An 18894-nucleotide genomic window follows, 5' to 3' on the forward strand; every position below is an offset into this window, starting at 1 on the left:
TGCCGCCGGAGTCTTTCGGCGGCATGGTTTTTTGTTTTAGCCACACTTTACCTTGTCAGCAACTCAGCTTCGACTTTGCCAAACCCCGGTCTGCTTCGCAGAAACCCAGTATCCCATTAGAAGGCCTCGTTTTAGCTCCGCAGAAGCGAGGCCTCCCCTTAGGAGGCCTCGTTTCAGGTAGCCTTCTCCTTTTCATGCCCGCGCAAATTTGCGCTCTTTTATTGGCGGCGTTATATTGCCCCATACACCAATCTTCCGCCAAAGGAGCGAAATCGTGGAAAAGCTCACTCCGAAATCCTTCATGATGCACCTGCTCAACGGCTCGGCCTTAGGCATTGTGGTTGCCCTCGTGCCGGGTGCGCTGTTGAGCGAATTGTTTAAGGCGCTCACGCCGTATTGCGAGCCGCTGGGCATGTTCACGCAGATGATCGGCGCCACCAACGCCATGGTCGGCATTGCCGTGGGCGTGGCCATCGGCTATATGTTTAAATTCACGCCGATCGAGTCGATTTCGGTGGGGCTGGCCGCCATGGCCGCCGGCGGCGCGGTGCGTTTTGCCGACGGCATCATCCAGCTCAAGGGCACGGGCGATATTTTCACCATGGTGTTCGCCGCCGCCATTGCCGCCGGCCTGATTGTGCTGCTGCGCGGCAAGGTGCGCGGCTATGCGATTTTGGTGGTGCCTGTGGTGAGCCTGTTTGTGGCGGGTGCGCTGGGGCGGCTAGCGTTTCCGTATTTCATCGCCTTTTCGCAGCTGTTAGGCTCGTGGATTGCCCACCTGCTCACGCTGGAGCAAACGCTGATGGCGGTGCTGATTGCCATCGCGTTTGCCTGCCTGATTGTGTCGCCGGTGTCGTCCGTGGGTATTGCCACGGCGATTCATTTGGCCGGCGTGGGCTCGGGTGCGGCCAATTTGGGCATTTGTGCCTGTGCGTTTTCGCTGGCCGTGGCCGGGCGGCGGGTGAACCCGCTGGGCACTTGCGCGGCGCATTTTGTGGGTTCGCCCAAGCTTTCCATGCCCAATATCGTGGCCAAACCCAAGCTCTTGCTGCCGATTATGCTCAATGCCGCGCTGGCCGGGGTGCTGGCTTCGCTGTTTCAAATCCAAGGCACGGAATTCAGCGCGGGCTTCGGCATCAGCGGCCTCATCGGCCCGGTGAACCATTTGAAACTCGCCGGCTGGGGCGTGGGGCAGCTGGCGGTGTCGCTGTTGGTGTTTGTGATTGTGCCCGTGGCCGGGGCGTTTGCGGCGGACTGGCTGTTTGTGAAGAAGCTCAAATGGATTGCGCCGGAAGATTACAAGATTGATGTGTAATGGAAAGAGGCTACCTGAAAAATGGGCAGGCAGTTTTCACTTCGTTGAAGCCAGTGTTTTAGCTTCGCAGAAACTCGCCTTCCTACGGAACCCTCGTTTTCAGGTAGCCTTTGGTTTGTGTGCCGAAAGGCTACCTGAACAAGCAAAATTGCCTTGCCCTACTATATAATCCGCCGCCATGAACACCATCGAATCCGCCCAAAACCCCGCGCTCAAACATCTGGCCAAATTGCTACGCAGCGCCCGTGCGCGCCGCGAAAGCGGGCAAGCCGTGTTGGAAGGAGCGCATTTGCTCTCTGCCCATTTGCAGGCGGGCGGGCAGGTGCTGCAAGTTTATGTGCCGGCAAGCAAAATGCAGCAGCCGGAAACTGCGCGGCTGCTCTCTCAGCTGCCACCCGAACGGGTGGTACAGACGGCGGGCGCGGCTTTGCAGAAAATCACCAGCCTCACCGATGCCGAAGAAATCACCGCGCTGATTGCGCTGCCGCCTGCCGAGCCGTTTGATGCCGAGGCCGATTGTGTGGTGCTGGAGCGTATTCAAGACCCGGGCAATATTGGCACGATTCTGCGCAGCGCGGCAGCGGCGGGCGTGGGGCAGGTGGTGCTTTCTGCCGATTGTGCCGATGCGTGGTCGCCCAAGGTGTTGCGCGCCGGCATGGGGGCACATTTCGCGTTGCGCTTATTTGTTGAGCCGGATTTGGCGGCGTGGCGGGAGCGATGCCGTGTGCCGTTGCTGGCCACCGCGCTGCGCCGCAACAGCGTGAGCCTGTATGATTGCGATTTGCGCGCGCCTGCTGCCTGGCTGCTTGGCAACGAAGGCGCGGGCGTGAGCGAAACCATGCTGTCGGCAGCCAGCCGCCTCGTGCATATTCCGATGGCAGCGCAAACCGAATCGCTGAACGTAGCGATGGCGGCCACCGTTTGCTTGTTTGAGCAGATGCGGCAGCGGTTGCAGCAAGGTGGGGATTGAAATTAAGAAGGCTGTAGAGAAATTAAGCCGGCCTGCTATACGGTTTTCGGATAAGGGGTTACCTGAAAGCGTTCGCCCCGCAGGGATTTTCAGGTAGCCTTCTATAGTGAATGAACAAAAATCAGGACAAGGCGACGAGCCGCAGACAGTGCAGATAGTACGGCAAGGCGAGGCAACGCTGTACTGGTTTTTGTTAATTCACTATATATCGCCCCAAACCAAAACCGCCTGCATTGATTGTATGCAGGCGGTTTCGCTTTGGCTTGGCGCCGGGTTACAGCACGGCCAGGGCGGCATCGTAGTTGGGCTCTTGGCCGATTTCAGGCACGAGCTCGGCATGCAGCACTTTGTTGTTTTCATCCAGCACCACCACGGCGCGGGCGGTGAGGCCGCGCAGCGGGGTGTCGGCCAGGGTGATGCCATAGTCGGCGCCGAAGCTGCTGCGGAAGCTGGAGAGCGTTACCACGTTTTCAATGCCTTCCGCGCCGCAGAAACGGGAAAGGGCAAAGGGCAGGTCGGCGGAAATGCACAGCACCACGGCGTTTTGCAGCGCGGCGGCGCGTTGGTTGAAGGTGCGCACGGATTGGGCGCACACGCCGGTGTCGATGCTGGGGAAAATATTGAGCACTTTGCGTTTGCCGGCGAAGTCGGCCAAGGTTTTATCGGACAAATCGGCGGCGGTGAGGGTGAAGGCGGGAGCGGCGGCGCCAACGGCGGGCAGGTTGCCTACGGTGTTGGCGGGCGTGCCGCGGAAGGTGATGTTTGCCATTTTGCTATCCTTTTCTTGATGTTGATGAAGGTTGATACTGCGCGGCGAAGGATAGTGCTTTTTTGGCAGCTTGCCAAGCAGGCCGCCAGAAGGCATGGGTTATCGGGATGAGAATGCCTGAAAAATAGCGTTTGAATTAAGCTCCTGTGCCGTTTGGGCTTCTACGCTCCCGTCATCATCAATTACGCTAACAAAGAAGCAGATTTGCCCGGCATCGGCAATCTCTTGCCCGCCAAGAAAATTTTTTAATTCTTTCAACGCGCCGACAAACAGGGGTAGCATGTCACTTTTGAGGCATTCTTGTTTCTCAATCAGCTGCGCCGTAATCTTTTTATCGACTTCGGATAAGGCGGAGCTGGGCAAATCGGAACTGTCCAGCTCCCATTCGTCGGCATACCAATTCGGCTCTCGGTTGCGTTTGGTATAAGCCGCGATTTTCATGGCAACGTTGCCGAAATCGCTTCCCGTAACCAAGGTGCAGCCGTAAATTTCCCGCCCTTTCGCCAGTTTGGCCAATTGCAGGAAGTCGTCTTTTACTGCCTGGAACAAGATATTTTTTATCATATTGCGCATCTGTATTATGGTATTCGGGCCAGTCTTGCCATGCTGTTTTCAGGTAGCCTCACCCATCCAAAGCATCCAACAAAGCAATCCGTGCGCGCAAGCCCCAATAGCTGGCTAGGCCGGTGGTACTGTGGCGCACGCGGCCGTTTTTCACCAGCACGATGATGGGCGTTACCTGCACCTGCCATTGTTGCGCCCAGCCGCCGCTTGCATCGTTTACCGTGTCGAACTGCCAGCCGTGCGTTTTCAGGTAGCCCCTCACTTCCTCATCGCTGCCCGACTGCAAAGCCACTCCCACCACAGGCACGCCGTTGCGCGCGAGTTTGTCCACCGCCGGAGATGTATGCCGGCAGATGCCGCACCACGAGCCCCAAAAATACAGCACGGTGGTGCGGCCGCCGCTCAGTTCGGACAAAGTGGTTTGCCGCCCTTGCAGGGTATGCAGCGGCAGTGCGGCGGCTTGCGGCGGCACGGCGGGGGCTCGATACCAGTCGAGCAGCAGGCTGATTACAATAAAGGCGACAGCCATGGCGGCGGCTTGGCGCAGGAAGGAGAAAAGGCGTTGGCGGATGGATGGCATAGTGTAGTTTGGATGGCGTGTGGAAGGATTAGGTTTTAACTTTATTGCAGTTGGGTTTTAGCTTCGCAGAAACTTTGCTTCACTCCGTTTTATAGTGGATTAACAAAAATCAGGACAAGGCGGCGAGCCGCAGACAGTACACACGTTACGGCAAGGCAAGACAACGCTGTACTGGTTTTTGTTAATTCACTATAACTGCGTTGAAGCGGTGTTTTCAGGTAGCCTCAATCCCTAAAAAGGCTACCTGAAAAATATTGTGGAGCAGACTCTCGGCAACTGATGCCGAGCCTTATTTTCCGTGCAGCTGGCGGATTTCGTTTTTCAGCCATTCATCAAAATCGGGGCGCTGGCGGCGGAGGGCTTCGTTCCAGTAAAGGCAGCAGCGGGCGGTGTAGCGGGCGTTTTCGGTGTTTCGGGCAATCATTCTGGCAACGAAAGGTTCAAGCGTTCCCGCGCTATGCCGCATCCCGCCGTGTTCGCCGTATTCGCCGCAGGTTTCGGGGTGGAGCACGTCGAGCAGGGTTTCGATTTCGGGCTGGAGGACGAGCCACGAGCCCTTGTCATCGCCTGAATTAAGCATTTCTTCCAGCCAATATTTAATGTTTTCCAGCCCCTGAAAACGCGGCTCGTGCCAGAGCAGGCGCAGGGTGGCGAGCTGGGCTTTGCTTTCCGGTATGCCTTGCGGGTTGTCGTGATCAAACAGCCAGACGAGTTCGTATAGGGCGCGGTTGCGCTTGGTTTCGGGCAGCCCGAGCAGGATGCCGCGGACTTGCTCGGGGGTGTGCCAGTGGGGGAAGCTGAGTTTGGTCATGATGTGTTTGGTTTGGCGGAAGTTTCAGGTAGCCTTCCTTGGCAAAATAGGCTACCTGAAAGCTTATTCGACGTTTCGCGCGGCATTCTACCGTATCTTCGCTCGTTTGCACTGCGTTGCAACCGGCGCTTTAGCTGCGCAGAAACTTCGCTTCACTCCGTTTTAACTTCGTTGAAGCTACGCTTTCAGGTAGCCTTTTCTTCGGCCTCTCCCACAAGAGCGGCTGCTTGCGGTACACTTGCGCCCGTTTTATCGACAGGTAGGAAAGCATGAACCTTCTTAGCGCGTTGGCGAAAATCGGCAGCATGACCATGCTGTCGCGGGTGCTCGGTTTTGTGCGCGATGCGGTGTCGGCGCGGATTTTCGGCGCGGGCATTGCGATGGACGCATTCGTGGTGGCCTTCCGCCTGCCCAACCTGCTGCGCCGTATTTTTGCCGAAGGGGCGTTTTCGCAGGCTTTTGTGCCGATTTTGGCAGAACACCGGCAGAAGAAATCGCCAGCAGAAACGCAGGAATTTGTGCAGCATGTGTCGGGGATGCTGATGTTTGCGCTGCTCATCGTTACCGCCATCGGCGTGCTGGCGGCGCCGGCGGTGATTTGGGCCACGGCCAGCGGCTGGGGCGGCAAGCCGGAGAAGTTTGTGCTGGCTTCGCAGCTTCTGCGGATTATTTTCCCGTATATCCTGCTGATTTCGCTGTCGTCTTTAGTTGGCAGTATTCTCAACACTTATGGCAAGTTTTCCGTGCCGGCCTTCACGCCGGTGTTGCTGAATGTGTCGCTCATCGGCTTTGCGCTGCTGGGAGCGAAGCATTTCGAGCAGCCGGTGATGGCCTTGGGCTGGGGCGTGTTCTGCGGCGGGGTGCTGCAACTGGGTTTCCAGCTGCCTTGGCTGTTTAAGCTGGGCTTTTTGAAAATACCGAAGCTGCGTTTCGGCGATCCGGCGGTGAACCGGGTAATCAAACAGATGGCGCCGGCCATTTTGGGCACGTCAGTGGCGCAGGTGTCGTTGGTGATCAACACAAATATCGCGTCGTACTTGCAAAGCGGCAGCGTATCGTGGATGTATTTTGCCGACCGGCTGATGGAGCTGCCCACCGGTGTGTTGGGCGTGGCGCTGGGCACGATTCTGCTGCCGGGGCTGTCTAAACATGCTGCTACGGGCGACAAACGAGAATTCTCCGCGCTGTTGGATTGGGGCTTGCGCCTGTGCCTGCTGCTCACCGCGCCGGCGGCGGTGGGCATGGCGGTGCTGGCCTTCCCGCTGGTGGCTACGCTGTTTATGTATAACAAAATCGGCGTGCACGACGCACAGATGACGCAACAGGCGCTGATTGCCTATGCGGTGGGCCTGCTGGGGCTGATTCTGATTAAGGTGCTGGCGCCGGGGTTTTACGCGCAGAAAAACATCAAAACGCCGGTGAAGGTGGCGATTGTAACGCTGGTGTGCACGCAGCTGATGAATCTGATATTTGTGTGGAAGCTGCAGCATGCCGGGCTGGCGCTATCGATCAGCCTGGGCGCGTGTATCAATGCGGCGTTCCTGTTTTTATTGTTGCGGATTAAAGAGATGTATCAGCCCAAAGCGGGCTGGCGCGCGTTTTTGCTGAAGCTGGCGATTGCGCTGGCCGTGATGGCCGGCGGACTTTGGGCAGTGCAGCATTATGTGGCGCTGGAGTGGGTGCGCGTGGGCGGCTTGCGGCGCACGGGGCAGCTGTTTGCGCTAATCGGTTTCGGCATGGTGCTGTATTTTTCCACACTCGGGCTGCTGGGCTTCCGGCCGCGCCACTTCAAGCGGCGGGAAATGTAGCTGGAGATTTCAGGTAGCCTCTTATCAAAAGGCTGCCTGAAAGCGAAGCTTCAATGTAGTCCAAACGCCCAATCCAAACAAAACAAATCCGTCGGCAAGCCATCATGTTTGCCGGCAGATTTTATCGCTTCGGGGGAGGACTATTCGTCGTCTTCCTCTGCCAAGGCAGGATGCGCCGCTTCCTGGTTGCGGCCGATCAGCCACAACGCACCGCCCACTACGATAAGCGCAATCTTAATGCCCCAGGCCACGCCGTCGCCCCAGTTATATAGTGAATTAAATTTAAACCAGTACAGCGTTGTCTCGCCTTGCCGTACTATTTGTACTGTCTGCGGCTCGCCGCCTTGTCCTGATTTAAATTTAATTCACTATAAATCCAAAACAATACTTTCGGCACATAGTTGAATAGATCCAAGAAAATCGCCAGGATGCCCAACACAACCAAAGTGCTGCCAAAGTTCTGCATCATCATTCCCTTTTTGGTTAAGAAAGAAGCCGGGATTCTACACAACGCATACATTTTCTCAAGCAGCAAACAGAAATGGTATGATACCGCCTTCGCAATCCCAACACACCAAAGGAACCGCCATGCCCCTGCTCGACAGCTTCACCGTAGACCACACCCGCATGCACGCCCCCGCCGTGCGCGTGGCCAAAAACATGCGCACCCCAAAAGGCGACGACATCACCGTGTTCGACCTGCGCTTCTGCGTGCCCAACCAAGAAATCCTGCCTGAAAAAGGCATCCACACGCTGGAACACCTGTTTGCCGGCTTCATGCGCGAGCATCTCAACGGCGCCAACGTGGAAATCATCGACATTTCCCCCATGGGCTGCCGTACCGGCTTCTACATGAGCCTCATCGGCACCCCCAGCGAAGAAGCCGTAGCCGCCGCTTGGAAAGCCGCCATGCAGGATATTTTAAACGTACAGAACCAAAGCCAAATCCCCGAGCTGAACGAATACCAATGCGGAACCTACCGCATGCACTCCCTCGAAGAAGCGAAAGAAATCGCCCGCAACATCCTCGCCCGCCAAATCGGCATCAATAAAAATGCCGACCTCGCCCTGAGCGAAGACATCCTCGGCAAGCTGTAAACCGCCCGGCAAAGAGGCTACCTGAAACCTATTTTTCAGGTAGCCTCTATCGCCCGCCAAACCAAATATTCGAAACGAAAGCCATGCAAACCTTCTCCCTCAACGGCCACGAGCACATCGCCCTGTGCGACCTGCTCAAACTCACCGGCCTGTCCGACAGCGGCGGCCAAGCTAAAACCTGGATCGCCGAAGGCCGCGTGCGCCGCAATGGCGCAACCGAAACCCGCAAAACCGCCAAAATCCTCGCCGGCGAAATCATCGAGCTGGATAACGGCAGCGCTATCACTGTGCAGGAATAACCCTGCCCAAGTTGGCGTAACCGCACAAAAAGGCTACCTGAAAAATTCAGGTAGCCTTCTTCTCACAGCTAAAACCAACTAGGGAAGCCGTTCATATCTTTTGATATAGTGAATTAACAAAAACCAGTACAGCGTTGTCTCGCCTTGCCGTAACGTGTGTACTGTCTGCGGCTCGCCGCCTTGTCCTGATTTTTGTTAATCTACTATAAAAAGGCTACCTGAAAGCGCAATGCAGCAAAGTTTCTGCGTTGTGCTTTCAGGTAGCCTTTATTTCAAACTGAGGATATTGCCTCACAATGTTGGCAATGCTAATCCTCCGAAACTTCATCTGTTGCTGCAGGCTCTTCCGCATGGATATCTGCCTCCTCCGCTTCAATCAGTGCAGAAGGCGGCGGAGTGGCGACAGCGGCAGCGGCTTCTTGGGCTTGTTTGTAGGCCAAGGCGGCTTCGCGGTCGCGTTTGTTGACGCGGCGCATCATGAAGTAGTTGCCGGTGATGACGAGGGTGCCGATGATGGTGATCAGAAAGGTGGCCAGCACGTTCATCTGCGGGTTCACGCCGCGTTTTACTTTGGCGAAAATCAGCTGCGGCAGGGTGGTGTAGTTGGGGCCACTGAGGAAGGAGGTGATTACTAGGTCGTCCATGGAAAGGGTCATGGCGAGCAGGAAACCGGAAGCGATGGCGGGGGCGATCAGCGGCAGGGTGATCACCCAGAAAATCTTCCACGGCTTGGCGCCCAAATCTTGTGCGGCTTCTTCCAAGGATTGGTCGAGCTCCCCCAGGCGGGTGCGGATCACCACGGTAACGTAGGCCATGCACAAGGTAGTGTGGCCGAGCCAAATGGTGAACCAGCCGCGCTCAAATTGCAGCCAGCTCAGGCTGGAACCGCGCAGCAAAGCCTGCACCTGCAAAATCAACATCACCAGTGAGATGCCGGTGATGATGTCGGGCATCACCATGGGGGCGGACACCATGCCGGTGAACAAGGTGCTGCCGCGGAAACGCTTGATGCGCGCCAAGGCGTAGGCGGCCATGGTGCCGAGCACCACGGCGGCGGCAGAAGAAATCAGGGCGATGCGGATGGAGAGCCAGGTGGCTTCCAAAATCTCGCTGTTATTCAGCAGCGCGCCATACCATTTGGTGGAGAAGCCGCCCCATACCGTAACCAGCTCGGAGCGGTTGAAGGAATACACCACCAGCACCAGCAGCGGGATATAGAGGAAGGCCAGCCCTAAAAACAGGCAGATGCGCAGAAACCAGGTGGACGATGCAGATTTTCTAGCCACGGCGTGCTCCTTCCAGCTGTTTGGCTTCATGACGGTGGAACAGGCCGATGGGTACCACCAAGAGCAGCACCATCACCACGGCCATGGCGGAGGCGAGCGGCCAGTCGTTTTGGGTGAAGAAGGCCTGCCACAGGGCTTTACCGATCATCAGGTGTTCGGGCCCGCCCACCAAATCGGGAATCACAAATTCGCCCACCGCCGGAATAAACACCAGCATGGAGCCGGCGATGATGCCGCTTTTGGAGAGCGGCAGGGTGATGGAGAAAAACGATTTCACCGGCCCGGCGCCCAAATCGGCAGAGGCTTCCAGCAGGCGGTTATCCAGCTTGAGGAGCTGGGTGTACAGCGGCAGCACCATAAAGGGCAGATAGGTGTACACCATCACGATATTGAGCGAGAAGGCGTTGTAGAACATATCCAGTGGCTGGTTAATCCAGCCCCAGCGCAACAGCAGGTTGTTGATGATGCCGTTTTGCGAAAGCAGGCCCATCCAGGCGTACACGCGCAACAGCAGCGAAGTCCAAAACGGCAGCATAATGGCCAAGAGCAACGGGTTGCGCCATTTTTCGCGGCTGCGTGAGATGGCGTAGGCGATGGGGTAGCCGGCCAGCAGGCAGATCAGCGTGGTGGTGATGGCGGTTTTGATGGAGAGCAGGTAGATGTGCACATACAGGTTGCTGCCGGATTTGTCGGCAAACGGGTTGAGCCCGAGCCACAACGACTGCCAGAAATTATCGAAAATGCCGGTGTAGTTCAGGTAGCTCAGGGAAATGTTCACGCGGCCGGCCGCTTCGTCCACCGTGTAGAGCGGGGTGTAGGGCGGAATCGAGGTGGCTTGCTCGGCCAGGCTGATTTTCAAAACGAAGAAGAAAGGAATCAGGAAGAGCACCAGCAGCCACAAATAGGGTATGCCGATAACCAGCCCCTGCCCGGGGCTGAGTTTGCGTTTTAAAGCCTGCCATTTCATTTTCAGGTAACCTCTCTTGCTTGCCCTGGCCTGAAAGTGCGGTTTCAGGTTTCAGGTAGCCTTTTCATGTTCGGCTGCCTTGCCGAACCGGTATGTTGGTGTTCACTGTGTTGCAGCTGCGTTTTGGCTGCGCGGAAACTTTGCTTGGCAACGCCAAAACATCACAAAGCTGCGCTTTAGCCCCGCAGAAACTCGTCTTCCTGCGGAAGCCTCGTTTTAACTGCGTTGAAGCTTCGCTTTCAGGTAGCCTCTAACGGGTGAGCGGCACGGGCTGGTTGGCCGGCCAGCTCAGATATACGGTTTCGTCCCAAGTGGGCGGCTCCAGGTTGGCCAAATACCAATAAGACGACAGCACCTGGCTTTTCACCATGCGTCCGCTGGGCAGCTGCACATGATAGATGGCGAAGCTGCCCAAATAGGCGATTTCCTTCACCGTGCCGATGGTCCAGTTGTGTTCGCCCACATTGGCCGGCTTTTCCTTGTGCATATTGATGTCTTCCGGGCGGATGCTGACCCACATGGTCTGCTCCTCCGGCCCGGCCACGCTGTGGTCGATAAGAATATTCTGTGCCAACTCGGGGCAGTCGATTTCGGCGTGGTCGGCCTCGTCGGCCACCAGGTGGCCTTCAAAAATATTGGTTTCGCCGATGAATTCGGCGGTGAAGCGGCTGTTGGGGAAGTCGTATACCTCGCGCGGCGTGCCCACTTGCTGCAGCTGGCCTTCCGACATGATGGCGATGCGCGTGGCCATGGTCATGGCTTCTTCTTGGTCGTGCGTTACCATGATGCAGGTTACGCCCACCTTCTCCAGCGTATCCACCAACTCCAGCTGGGTTTGCTGGCGCAGGTTTTTATCCAGCGCGCCCAACGGCTCGTCCAGCAGCAAAAGTTTGGGCTGCTTGGCCAATGCGCGGGCCAGCGCGATGCGTTGCTGCTGCCCGCCGGAAAGCTGGTGCGGTTTGCGTTTGGCGTATTTGCTCATCTGCACCAGGCGCAGCATTTCTTCTACCCGTTCGGCGATCTGGTCTTTGGGCATTTTGTCCTGCTTCAGGCCGAAGGCGATGTTCTGCTCCACCGTCATGTGCGGGAATAGCGCATAGCTTTGGAACATCATGTTAATCGGCCTGTCGTAGGGCGGCAGGCGGGTGATGTCTTGCCCGTCCAAAATAATTTTGCCCTGATCCGGCGTTTCCATGCCCGCCAGCATACGCAGCAGCGTGGACTTGCCCGAGCCGGAACTGCCCAACAGGGCGAAGATTTCGTGTCGGTCGATATCCAAATCGATGTGGTCCACCGCATAATTCTCGCCGTAGGTTTTCACCACGTCTTTGATTTGCAGATAGGGCTTTTGGGGAGGAATATATTTTTCAGACATGGGCACAGGGCTCCGCAGCAGTTGCAAACCAGCTTCCGCACGGGAAGCCGCAGGCGGCAGTTTGTGTCTGCTGGTGCAAAACAGAAACGAGGCGGCGAATCCAAGGCCGTATCGTTTCTATTTTAAGCAGCGATAAATCACAGACTGCAAAGCGTAATTGTAGGATAGTGCACCGGCAGGGGCAATGAAAAAAACCAAATGCGCCCGCTTTTGGCCGATTCAGCAGGGAAAGTGTTGCCGACTGGGGCAGACCGGTGCAGCAAAAGGCTACCTGAAACACCCCGCCCAGCCCTGTGTTACCATATCACCCGTCTTTTCACATCACGCCATACACCATGCCCACCAAACACATCCTGCTCGGCATCAGCGGCGGCATTGCCGCCTATAAATCCTGCGAATTCGTGCGCCTGCTCAGAAAACAGGGGCACACCGTGAGCGTGGCCATGAGCCGTGCTGCTACCGGCTTCGTTTCTCCGCAAACCTTCCAAGCCCTGAGCGGGCGCACCGTGTGGACGGACGATACTGCCGACTCCGCCGACGGCATGGCGCACATCCGCCTCAGCCGTGAGGCCGATGTGTTCCTTATTGCTCCCGCCAGCGCCAACACCCTGGCCAAAATCGCCCACGGCATGGCCGACAACCTGCTCTCCACCCTGGCAGCCGCCCGCGCCTGCCCGCTGGCCGTTGCCCCTGCCATGAACGTGGAAATGTGGCGCAACCCGGCCAACCTGCGCAACATTGCTCAACTGCAGTCCGACAGCATCACCGTGTTCGGCCCCGCCAGCGGCAGCCAGGCCTGCGGTGAAACCGGCGAAGGCCGCATGCTTGAAGCCGCCGAATTGGCCGAACTGCTGCCCGATTTGTGGACACCCAAACTGCTGGCTGGCAAACGCGTGTTGCTCACGGCCGGCGCCACCTTTGAAGCCATCGACCCCGTGCGCGGCATCACCAACCTGTCCAGCGGCCGCATGGGCGTGGCGCTGGCGCAGGCCTGCCGCGCCGCCGGGGCGGAAGTGGTGCTGGTGGCCGGGCAGCTTCAGGTAACCCCGCCCGCCGGAGTGGCCGTGCACCATACCCACAGCGCACGTGAAATGCACGAAGCTGTGATGCGGGAAGTAGGCAGCTGCGATGTATTCATCAGCGTGGCCGCCGTAGCCGACTACCACGTGGCCAACCGCAGTGCCGAAAAGCTGAAAAAAGACGGCAGTGGCACGCCGCCCGTTATCGAATTAGCCGAAAATCCCGACATCCTCGCCGCCGTGGCTCGGCTGCCCAACGCGCCCTTCTGCGTGGGCTTTGCCGCCGAAAGCCACAACGTGCTCGAACACGCCCGCGCCAAACGGCTGCGCAAAGGCGTGCCGCTGATCGTGGCCAACCACGCCGTCAGCGCCATGGGCAGCGGCAGCAACCAAGCAACGCTCATCAGCGACTCGGCCGAAATCGCGCTGCCGGAAATGGGCAAACGCGACACCGCCGATGCCATCGTGGCCGAAATCGCCCGCCTGCTGGAAAAGGCTACCTGAAAACCCGCCCTATGGCTGCGGCGCATTTTGCATACCAGGCAGCGTGCCGTAAACTTTATGTAGGAAATCATCGCGTTGTTTACACCACAGGTTGAGAAAAGTAAGCTTGTAAGACCTCAAACGGCGTATCGCCGTTCAAACTGCGGTGCGGCTTCACTGTATTATAGAAATTAACAAAGCGGCACAACTCCTTTCGCCGATGTTCCGGACTGTCAAACGATTGTTTCTCATGCCACATCTCCATCAGGGTGCGGATAACCCGTTCCGCCTTACCGTTGGTTTGCGGACGGGCAACCCGGGTAAACTTTTGACCAATACCGTTCTCATAACAGGCCACACCGAAAGCATGATTGACCGGGCCTTTGTATAGTGGATTAACAAAAATCAGGACAAGGCGGCGAGCCGCAGACAGTACACACGTTACGGCAAGGCGAGACAACGCTGTACTGGTTTAAATTTAATTCACTATAATGATACAGGGTGGTATGGAAAGCCACCATTGAAGGAGTTCATAAACAAAAAAAGGTTGCCCGATCGGGCAGCCTTTTTTCTAAACGGTTGGCAGGAAAAGATCAATTCAGTTTGGTGCACGTGTTGCTGCGTTGGAGGGCATCCTGAAGGGAGTCACATTGGAATACCCTGCCGTCTGCCGTGGCGTAGAGCGCCTTCCTAAAGCCCGTCTGCCCTACTTTAGGGCCGGCAACAACATAAAATTCACGGATATTGTTGTTCGGTACCCGGGAATAATAACCATAAGGTGTTTGTGCGCCGGCGGCGGTTCTTCCTGCGGTTAGCTGCCCAAGCCCGGCTTTGGAGTAGTTGGGGCTGTTCATTAGTTTATAGCGGCGCATGTTCGCCACAATATCCACTAGCTCATTTTTAGCGACGGCCAGCTTAGTGCGCTCCACATAAGATTGGTAGGAGGGTAAGGCAATGGTGGCCAGTATGGCAATAATAGCCACCACAATCATCAGCTCCAACAAGGTGAATCCGGTTTGTTTGCTCATGTCTGGCTCGCTTGCTTATGGGGTGGCTGGATTTTGAGCGATGGTATACTCTACATGGGATTGCAGAGTAACCACCGTGTTGCTGTTTTGCCCCCATGAGCGGGCGGTTACGCGGTAAATCGCTTTATCAAGGCCGGCAACGTTATCGTGGGTTACCGGGCCTATGCGCTCAATCATGTAGCAGGCGTTGTTACGGTTGGTATTGCCGTTGAGGCAGCGGCGGCCTTTGCCGTTTTCATTCAGGTTTACGGCATCGGTACGTTTCCATACCGGGGTGGTGGCGGAGGCTTTACCGCCGCAGATACCATCCTTGCAGCCGGAGTCTGCGTCTTTAAATGCGTCGTTACCTACGGTAATGATATGGTTCTCACCGTTACGGAGCGCCTGCTCAGCGGTCGAGAAGGCGTATTTGCGGTCTGCCTCATTAGAGCTGATACGCATTTCGGTGTTGGTGGACTGCATACTGGCCACCACGATGATGGCGATAGCCAGCATCATCATGAGAACGATAAACAGGGTAAAGCCTTGCTGCTTGGATTTTAATATTGGTTGGCGCATACGTTGCCTCCTCGTACATTGGCGCGGATGAGATATTGACTGATGTTGCCATAGGTGTTGTCATCGTTCGGCACCGTCAGGCGTACCTCAACGGAGGTGGGCATGAGGGAGCGGCGAGACAGGGTTAGGTCTCTGTTGATGGCAGCAAATTCAGTGGAGAAAGACGGCTTGGAGTTTTTGTCAGTACAGCCGGAATATAGGGAACGCACGGCCATAGAGGTTACATTTGCCGCCAGCAGCTGCGGGCTACCCCAGGCACCGTTACGCTGGAGGGTAAAACGGTAGAACCCACGTGAGGGAGCGTTGCCTCCCTGGCCAACGGCATAAAGCACAGTTTCCACCTGCATTAGCGCGGTTTGCGGGAGATAGAACGAGCCCGGGGAGTCGGTAACCTTATCGGTTCTTACGCGGTTGATAGCAATTTTAAGCGGGCCTGTGTTGCCAGGAGCAGCAGGCATCAACAAACCACTTTTTTCAATATACAGGCTGGAGCAAGAAGCCAGTGCCAGCGGACCAGCTCTATTTATACCTCCTGCTGCATAACGCAACTCCGGTGCCACGTCGCCATCGGTTTGCGCCCCGTTTTGAGCTACGTCAAGGGGAACGGGATGCAGACCATAGGTAAAGATCAACGCTTGCCCCTCCACGGTAAAAGGGAAGCCAGGATTGTTGATTTGATTGGCATCTACTATATAGACGCCGCTGGTTTTCTCAGTGTTTGCGGCGAGAATTTGTACCTGATTATTGGTGTTGGGAAGAACAAAACCTGTCTGGCCATCGGCCGATTGCTGCACTTTAGGGCGCATGTTGCCTAAGTTGAAACAGCCGAACGAACCGGCCATCTGCGCATCGCGCAGAATCAGCTCGGAAGCATTGCGCAAATCCTGCTGCACGGCCACACGCGCTTCGGCGGCACGGCGCATTCTAGCGGTGATGCCGTAGGTGGTGCCGATGGCGAGCAACACTACCAGCCCCAAGGAACTGGCCACCATGAATTCGATCAGAGTGAAGCCGCGGGCTGCTTGAGGCTGGGGAGCCGGCTTGTTGATATTTCTGATAAGCATGAATTAATCTCCCACAACTGCGCTGTAGTTAAAGGTGTAGTCATCGGCGGCATTGCCGCTGTCGCTTTCCGTCCATTGGACGGAAACGGTGGTAGTATTGGCATTGGAGGTGATTTGGTATCGGATTTGTTTGGCGTTGGGCAGGGCGTTGGCCAGTTCCAGTGCAAAATTTCGGGTGTAACAGGCCTTTATAGCGGCATCTGTTTTTACTTGGTTATCACCGCAATCAGCAATGTTGTTTGGAGTGCTAACGTCACTGAGAGGAGCAACATTCTGCCAACCACTGGTTTTATAATTGGCGTAAGAAAGGCTTGGGGAGGAAACGGCGGCAGCACTGGCGGCGGCGACGGTGTTGAAGGGAACCGGCGTATTCAGCATGCCAGACACCAGGTTTTGCACTACCTGCGCCACGCGGGTTTGCATTTCGGCTTCGCGTACGTTGCTGACTGATTTGATCTGCGCCAGCATCAGCGCCATGATACCGAAGGCCATGATGAACACGGACACCATCACTTCGAGCAAGGTACTGCCACGCATTACCCGGCGCGGCGGCAGGGGAGAACGGTTGGAAAACATGTACGAATCCCTTGAGTATGAAGTTAGTTAAACGCGCAATAGGTTTTATAATCATTCCCCAACAGCGAATCAAATTGTGCCTTGGTCAGGGAGCCGCAGGAAATCACGCGACCACTCGGTGCCACTAAGGACATATATACATGGTTGCCATTACTGGCGGTAATTCGGGCGTAATTGGCGGAATAATCGTATGTTGGGATTGAGGAGCCAGTTTGCATTAGACCGACGGCAAAAGTACCGTTGGGCAGAAAGGAAAAACGGGCTGCTTTCTGGTTGCCGTCCTTAGGGGTAAAATCAAGGCCTAGCGTGATGATTCGAATATCACCGTCCCGGCTCAACAGCGCGGAGCGCAAAGCTTCATCATTATTGTTGTTGTAGTTGTTGTTGTTGTCTTTATCGACGAATGCCAAAAATGCTTTGTTGGAACCCCGTATGGTCCCGCAGCCGTTGTTCGGTTTGCCGTCTGATTTTATAGTGATACCACCACAGATCAATACTGGCTGGTTACGGCGCACAGCTTCGGAACGGGCGAAATTAAACAGGGTAGTTACGCGGTTTACGTCGCTCGCCAAGCGCTGTCGAACGAGGAAATCCCGCATGCTTGGTATGGCAATCGTAGCCATAATCCCGATCAGGGTTATGGTAATCATCAGTTCTATCAGGGTAAAGCCCTGTGTATGCTGTCGTGTCTTCATGGCCATCACTTTAAAATGGGAAATGGGGCATAAAAATAGGCGAATTGATTAAGATTGTTCTTATTCTTCAGTAAAGTAAGTATGCCCATTGTAAACGGCGTTGTCAAATTTGCTGAATTCGCCGGTAAACACCAGCGGGATTTTGCCGGTGGGGCCGTTACGGTGTTTGCCGATGATGCATTCGGCCATGCCTTTTTTGTCGGTATCGGGGTGGTAGTATTCATCACGATACATGAACATAATCAGGTCGGCATCCTGCTCGATGGCACCGGACTCTCGCAGGTCGGACATCATGGGGCGTTTGTCGGTGCGGGATTCGACGGTACGCGACAGCTGCGAGAGGGCGATAATCGGAATATCCAACTCTCTGGCCAGCGATTTGAGCGAACGGGAGATTTCCCCCAATTCCGCCGCGCGGTTGTTGCTGTTGTGGCCGGTGCCGCTCATCAGCTGCAAGTAGTCGATAACCACTAACCCCAATTTACCTTTCCTTCTGGCCAATCGGCGCACGCGGGCGCGGACTTCCAGCGAATTCAAGGCAGGGGTTTCGTCGATAAAGATGGGGGCGTCTGACAGTTTGTGCAGGGCTTCATTGAGCTTGGCCCAATGTTCGTCCTGCAATTGACCGGTTTTGAGCAGGCTCTGATCCAGTCTCCCAACCGAACCGAGCATACGCATTACCAGCTGCACCCCGCCCATTTCCATCGAGAAGATGGCAACGGGCAGGTGCGTACTGATAGCAACGTTTTCCGCGATATTCAATGAAAAAGCGGTTTTCCCCATTGCCGGCCTCCCGGCAACGATGATGAGATCGCCGCCGTGCAACCCGGCTATTTTTTTATCTAGATCGATGAATCCGGTCGGAATGCCGGTTACATCGTCTTTATTTTCCCTTGAGTAAGCCTTATCGATTTTGTCGACGGCTTCTTTCAGCATGGCAGGCATCTCTAAGAATTCGTGTTGCACTCTGCTGGTGCTTTCGGCGATTTTAAAGATTTTGGCTTCCGCCTCGTCCAACATTTGTTTGACGTCCCTGCCTTGCGGATTGTAAGCATTTCTAGCAATCTCTGTGCCAGCTTGCGCGAGCTGGCGCATGATGGAGCGGCTGCGCACGATTTCGGCATAGCGGGAGATGTTGATGGCGGAAGCGGTATTTTGTGCCAAATCCACCAGATAGCCAAAGCCGCCGGCTTCTTCCAGCACTTCTTCGCGCTGCAACACCTCTTCCACAGTAATGGTGTCGGCCGGGCGGTTGCGTTCGGCCAGATGGGCGATGGCGCGGAAAATCAGGCGGTGTTCGTAGCGGTAGAAATCTTCTTCCGAGATGGTGCCGGCAATGCGGTCCCAGGCGGAGGAATCCACCATCAGCCCGCCCAATACCGACTGTTCGGCTTCCATGGAGTGCGGCGGCAGGGCGAGGCTTTCGTTGTCTTGGTCTTGAATATCCATAATGGTCGGCGGCAGGGGCTACCTGAAAATATCGTTATTCGGTATGCGGCTTGGAGGCTACCTGAAACCGGCGCGGTTTATTTTTCAGGTAGCCTCCGAAATTATGTGTATCAGGCAAGACAGACTGACAAATTCCGTCACTTTTTCGCCTGAATACAGGGCAGATTCACAATGGTGCAG

Annotated in this window: 20 protein-coding genes and 2 pseudogenes; 7 read left to right on the forward strand and 15 right to left on the reverse strand. The window is 56.0% G+C overall.

The window, feature by feature from the left end; translation table 11 throughout:
* The first annotated feature begins 235 nt into the window (after nt 1-235).
* Nucleotides 236-1315: a PTS sugar transporter subunit IIC gene (locus ELB75_RS11445; RefSeq protein WP_241236081.1), complete on the forward strand. Its 1080-nt coding sequence runs from the start codon at nt 236-238 to the stop codon at nt 1313-1315.
* Nucleotides 1316-1493: 178 nt separating this feature from the next.
* Nucleotides 1494-2285 (forward strand): TrmH family RNA methyltransferase, encoded by a 792-nt coding sequence (locus ELB75_RS11450; RefSeq protein WP_126984003.1) that lies wholly within the window; start codon nt 1494-1496, stop codon nt 2283-2285.
* A 274-nt stretch (nt 2286-2559) separates the two neighbouring features.
* Here the strand turns inward: ELB75_RS11450 and tpx are convergent, their stop codons facing one another.
* The 4 genes from tpx to ELB75_RS11470 all read right to left on the reverse strand — a co-directional run bounded on the left by tpx (nt 2560) and on the right by ELB75_RS11470 (nt 5009).
* On the reverse strand, nt 2560-3054 hold the full coding sequence (tpx, locus tag ELB75_RS11455; protein ID WP_064090003.1) for a thiol peroxidase: 495 nt from the start codon (nt 3052-3054) through the stop codon (nt 2560-2562).
* 99 nt (nt 3055-3153) lie between these two features.
* Nucleotides 3154-3618: a DUF4303 domain-containing protein gene (locus ELB75_RS11460; protein WP_164726899.1), complete on the reverse strand. Its 465-nt coding sequence runs from the start codon at nt 3616-3618 to the stop codon at nt 3154-3156.
* A gap of 58 nt (nt 3619-3676) precedes the next feature.
* Nucleotides 3677-4189: a protein disulfide oxidoreductase gene (locus ELB75_RS11465; protein ID WP_164726936.1), complete on the reverse strand. Its 513-nt coding sequence runs from the start codon at nt 4187-4189 to the stop codon at nt 3677-3679.
* A 298-nt stretch (nt 4190-4487) separates the two neighbouring features.
* Entirely contained in the window at nt 4488-5009 is a 522-nt protein-coding gene (locus tag ELB75_RS11470; protein ID WP_126984006.1) for a hypothetical protein, read from the reverse strand.
* A gap of 269 nt (nt 5010-5278) precedes the next feature.
* Here ELB75_RS11470 and murJ point away from each other — a divergent pair, with 269 nt between their 5' ends.
* The gene (murJ, locus tag ELB75_RS11475) at nt 5279-6817 is read left to right on the forward strand and encodes a murein biosynthesis integral membrane protein MurJ (RefSeq protein ID WP_126984007.1); all 1539 of its coding nucleotides are present in this window, start codon (nt 5279-5281) and stop codon (nt 6815-6817) included.
* Between the two features lie 266 nt (nt 6818-7083).
* On the opposite strand, the pseudogene ELB75_RS13305 reads toward murJ, so the two are convergent.
* Nucleotides 7084-7190 (reverse strand): annotated as a pseudogene (locus ELB75_RS13305) (IS5/IS1182 family transposase); the annotation flags it as partial.
* A gap of 215 nt (nt 7191-7405) precedes the next feature.
* Here ELB75_RS13305 and luxS point away from each other — a divergent pair.
* Nucleotides 7406-7915 (forward strand): S-ribosylhomocysteine lyase, encoded by a 510-nt coding sequence (gene luxS / locus ELB75_RS11485; protein WP_126984009.1) that lies wholly within the window; start codon nt 7406-7408, stop codon nt 7913-7915.
* 83 nt (nt 7916-7998) lie between these two features.
* Nucleotides 7999-8214: an RNA-binding S4 domain-containing protein gene (locus ELB75_RS11490; RefSeq protein ID WP_126984010.1), complete on the forward strand. Its 216-nt coding sequence runs from the start codon at nt 7999-8001 to the stop codon at nt 8212-8214.
* A gap of 308 nt (nt 8215-8522) precedes the next feature.
* Here the strand turns inward: ELB75_RS11490 and ELB75_RS11495 are convergent, their stop codons facing one another.
* From ELB75_RS11495 to ELB75_RS11505, 3 genes are all read right to left on the reverse strand, one after another.
* A complete protein-coding gene (locus tag ELB75_RS11495; RefSeq protein ID WP_126984011.1) occupies nt 8523-9530 on the reverse strand; it encodes an ABC transporter permease in 1008 nt (335 codons plus the stop codon).
* Entirely contained in the window at nt 9493-10467 is a 975-nt protein-coding gene (locus ELB75_RS11500; protein WP_126984012.1) for an ABC transporter permease subunit, read from the reverse strand. Before ELB75_RS11500 ends, ELB75_RS11495 begins: the two co-directional genes overlap by 38 nt.
* A gap of 250 nt (nt 10468-10717) precedes the next feature.
* Entirely contained in the window at nt 10718-11842 is a 1125-nt protein-coding gene (locus ELB75_RS11505; RefSeq protein WP_126984013.1) for an ABC transporter ATP-binding protein, read from the reverse strand.
* 335 nt (nt 11843-12177) lie between these two features.
* Here ELB75_RS11505 and coaBC point away from each other — a divergent pair, with 335 nt between their 5' ends.
* A complete protein-coding gene (gene coaBC / locus ELB75_RS11510; RefSeq protein ID WP_126984014.1) occupies nt 12178-13365 on the forward strand; it encodes a bifunctional phosphopantothenoylcysteine decarboxylase/phosphopantothenate--cysteine ligase CoaBC in 1188 nt (395 codons plus the stop codon).
* Nucleotides 13366-13424: 59 nt separating this feature from the next.
* Here coaBC and ELB75_RS11515 read toward each other — a convergent pair.
* The 7 genes and pseudogenes from ELB75_RS11515 to dnaB all read right to left on the reverse strand — a co-directional run.
* Nucleotides 13425-13732, reverse strand: a pseudogene (locus ELB75_RS11515) (integrase core domain-containing protein); the annotation flags it as partial.
* Nucleotides 13733-13937: 205 nt separating this feature from the next.
* Nucleotides 13938-14372 carry a type IV pilin protein gene (locus tag ELB75_RS11520; RefSeq protein ID WP_126984015.1) on the reverse strand — a complete coding sequence of 145 codons (435 nt, stop codon included), beginning with the start codon at nt 14370-14372 and terminating at the stop codon, nt 13938-13940.
* Between the two features lie 15 nt (nt 14373-14387).
* A complete protein-coding gene (locus ELB75_RS11525) occupies nt 14388-14930 on the reverse strand; it encodes a pilus assembly PilX family protein (RefSeq protein WP_126984016.1) in 543 nt (180 codons plus the stop codon).
* On the reverse strand, nt 14912-15994 hold the full coding sequence (locus tag ELB75_RS11530; RefSeq protein ID WP_126984017.1) for a PilW family protein: 1083 nt from the start codon (nt 15992-15994) through the stop codon (nt 14912-14914). Before ELB75_RS11530 ends, ELB75_RS11525 begins: the two co-directional genes overlap by 19 nt.
* Before the next feature lie 3 nt (nt 15995-15997).
* Nucleotides 15998-16570, reverse strand: a complete 573-nt coding sequence (locus ELB75_RS11535) for a type IV pilus modification PilV family protein (protein ID WP_126984018.1) — start codon at nt 16568-16570, stop codon at nt 15998-16000.
* Nucleotides 16571-16593: 23 nt separating this feature from the next.
* Nucleotides 16594-17265 (reverse strand): GspH/FimT family pseudopilin, encoded by a 672-nt coding sequence (locus tag ELB75_RS11540; protein WP_241236083.1) that lies wholly within the window; start codon nt 17263-17265, stop codon nt 16594-16596.
* Between the two features lie 60 nt (nt 17266-17325).
* Nucleotides 17326-18714 carry a replicative DNA helicase gene (gene dnaB / locus ELB75_RS11545; protein ID WP_126984019.1) on the reverse strand — a complete coding sequence of 463 codons (1389 nt, stop codon included), beginning with the start codon at nt 18712-18714 and terminating at the stop codon, nt 17326-17328.
* Between dnaB and ELB75_RS12570 the strand changes: the two genes are divergently transcribed.
* Nucleotides 18703-18867 carry a hypothetical protein gene (locus tag ELB75_RS12570; RefSeq protein ID WP_164726901.1) on the forward strand — a complete coding sequence of 55 codons (165 nt, stop codon included), beginning with the start codon at nt 18703-18705 and terminating at the stop codon, nt 18865-18867. The two genes, dnaB and ELB75_RS12570, sit on opposite strands and share 12 nt — an antisense overlap.
* The last annotated feature ends 27 nt before the right edge of the window (nt 18868-18894 follow it).

The sequence above is a fragment of the Eikenella corrodens genome (assembly GCF_003990355.1).
In the GTDB taxonomy this organism is placed as follows: domain Bacteria; phylum Pseudomonadota; class Gammaproteobacteria; order Burkholderiales; family Neisseriaceae; genus Eikenella; species Eikenella corrodens_B.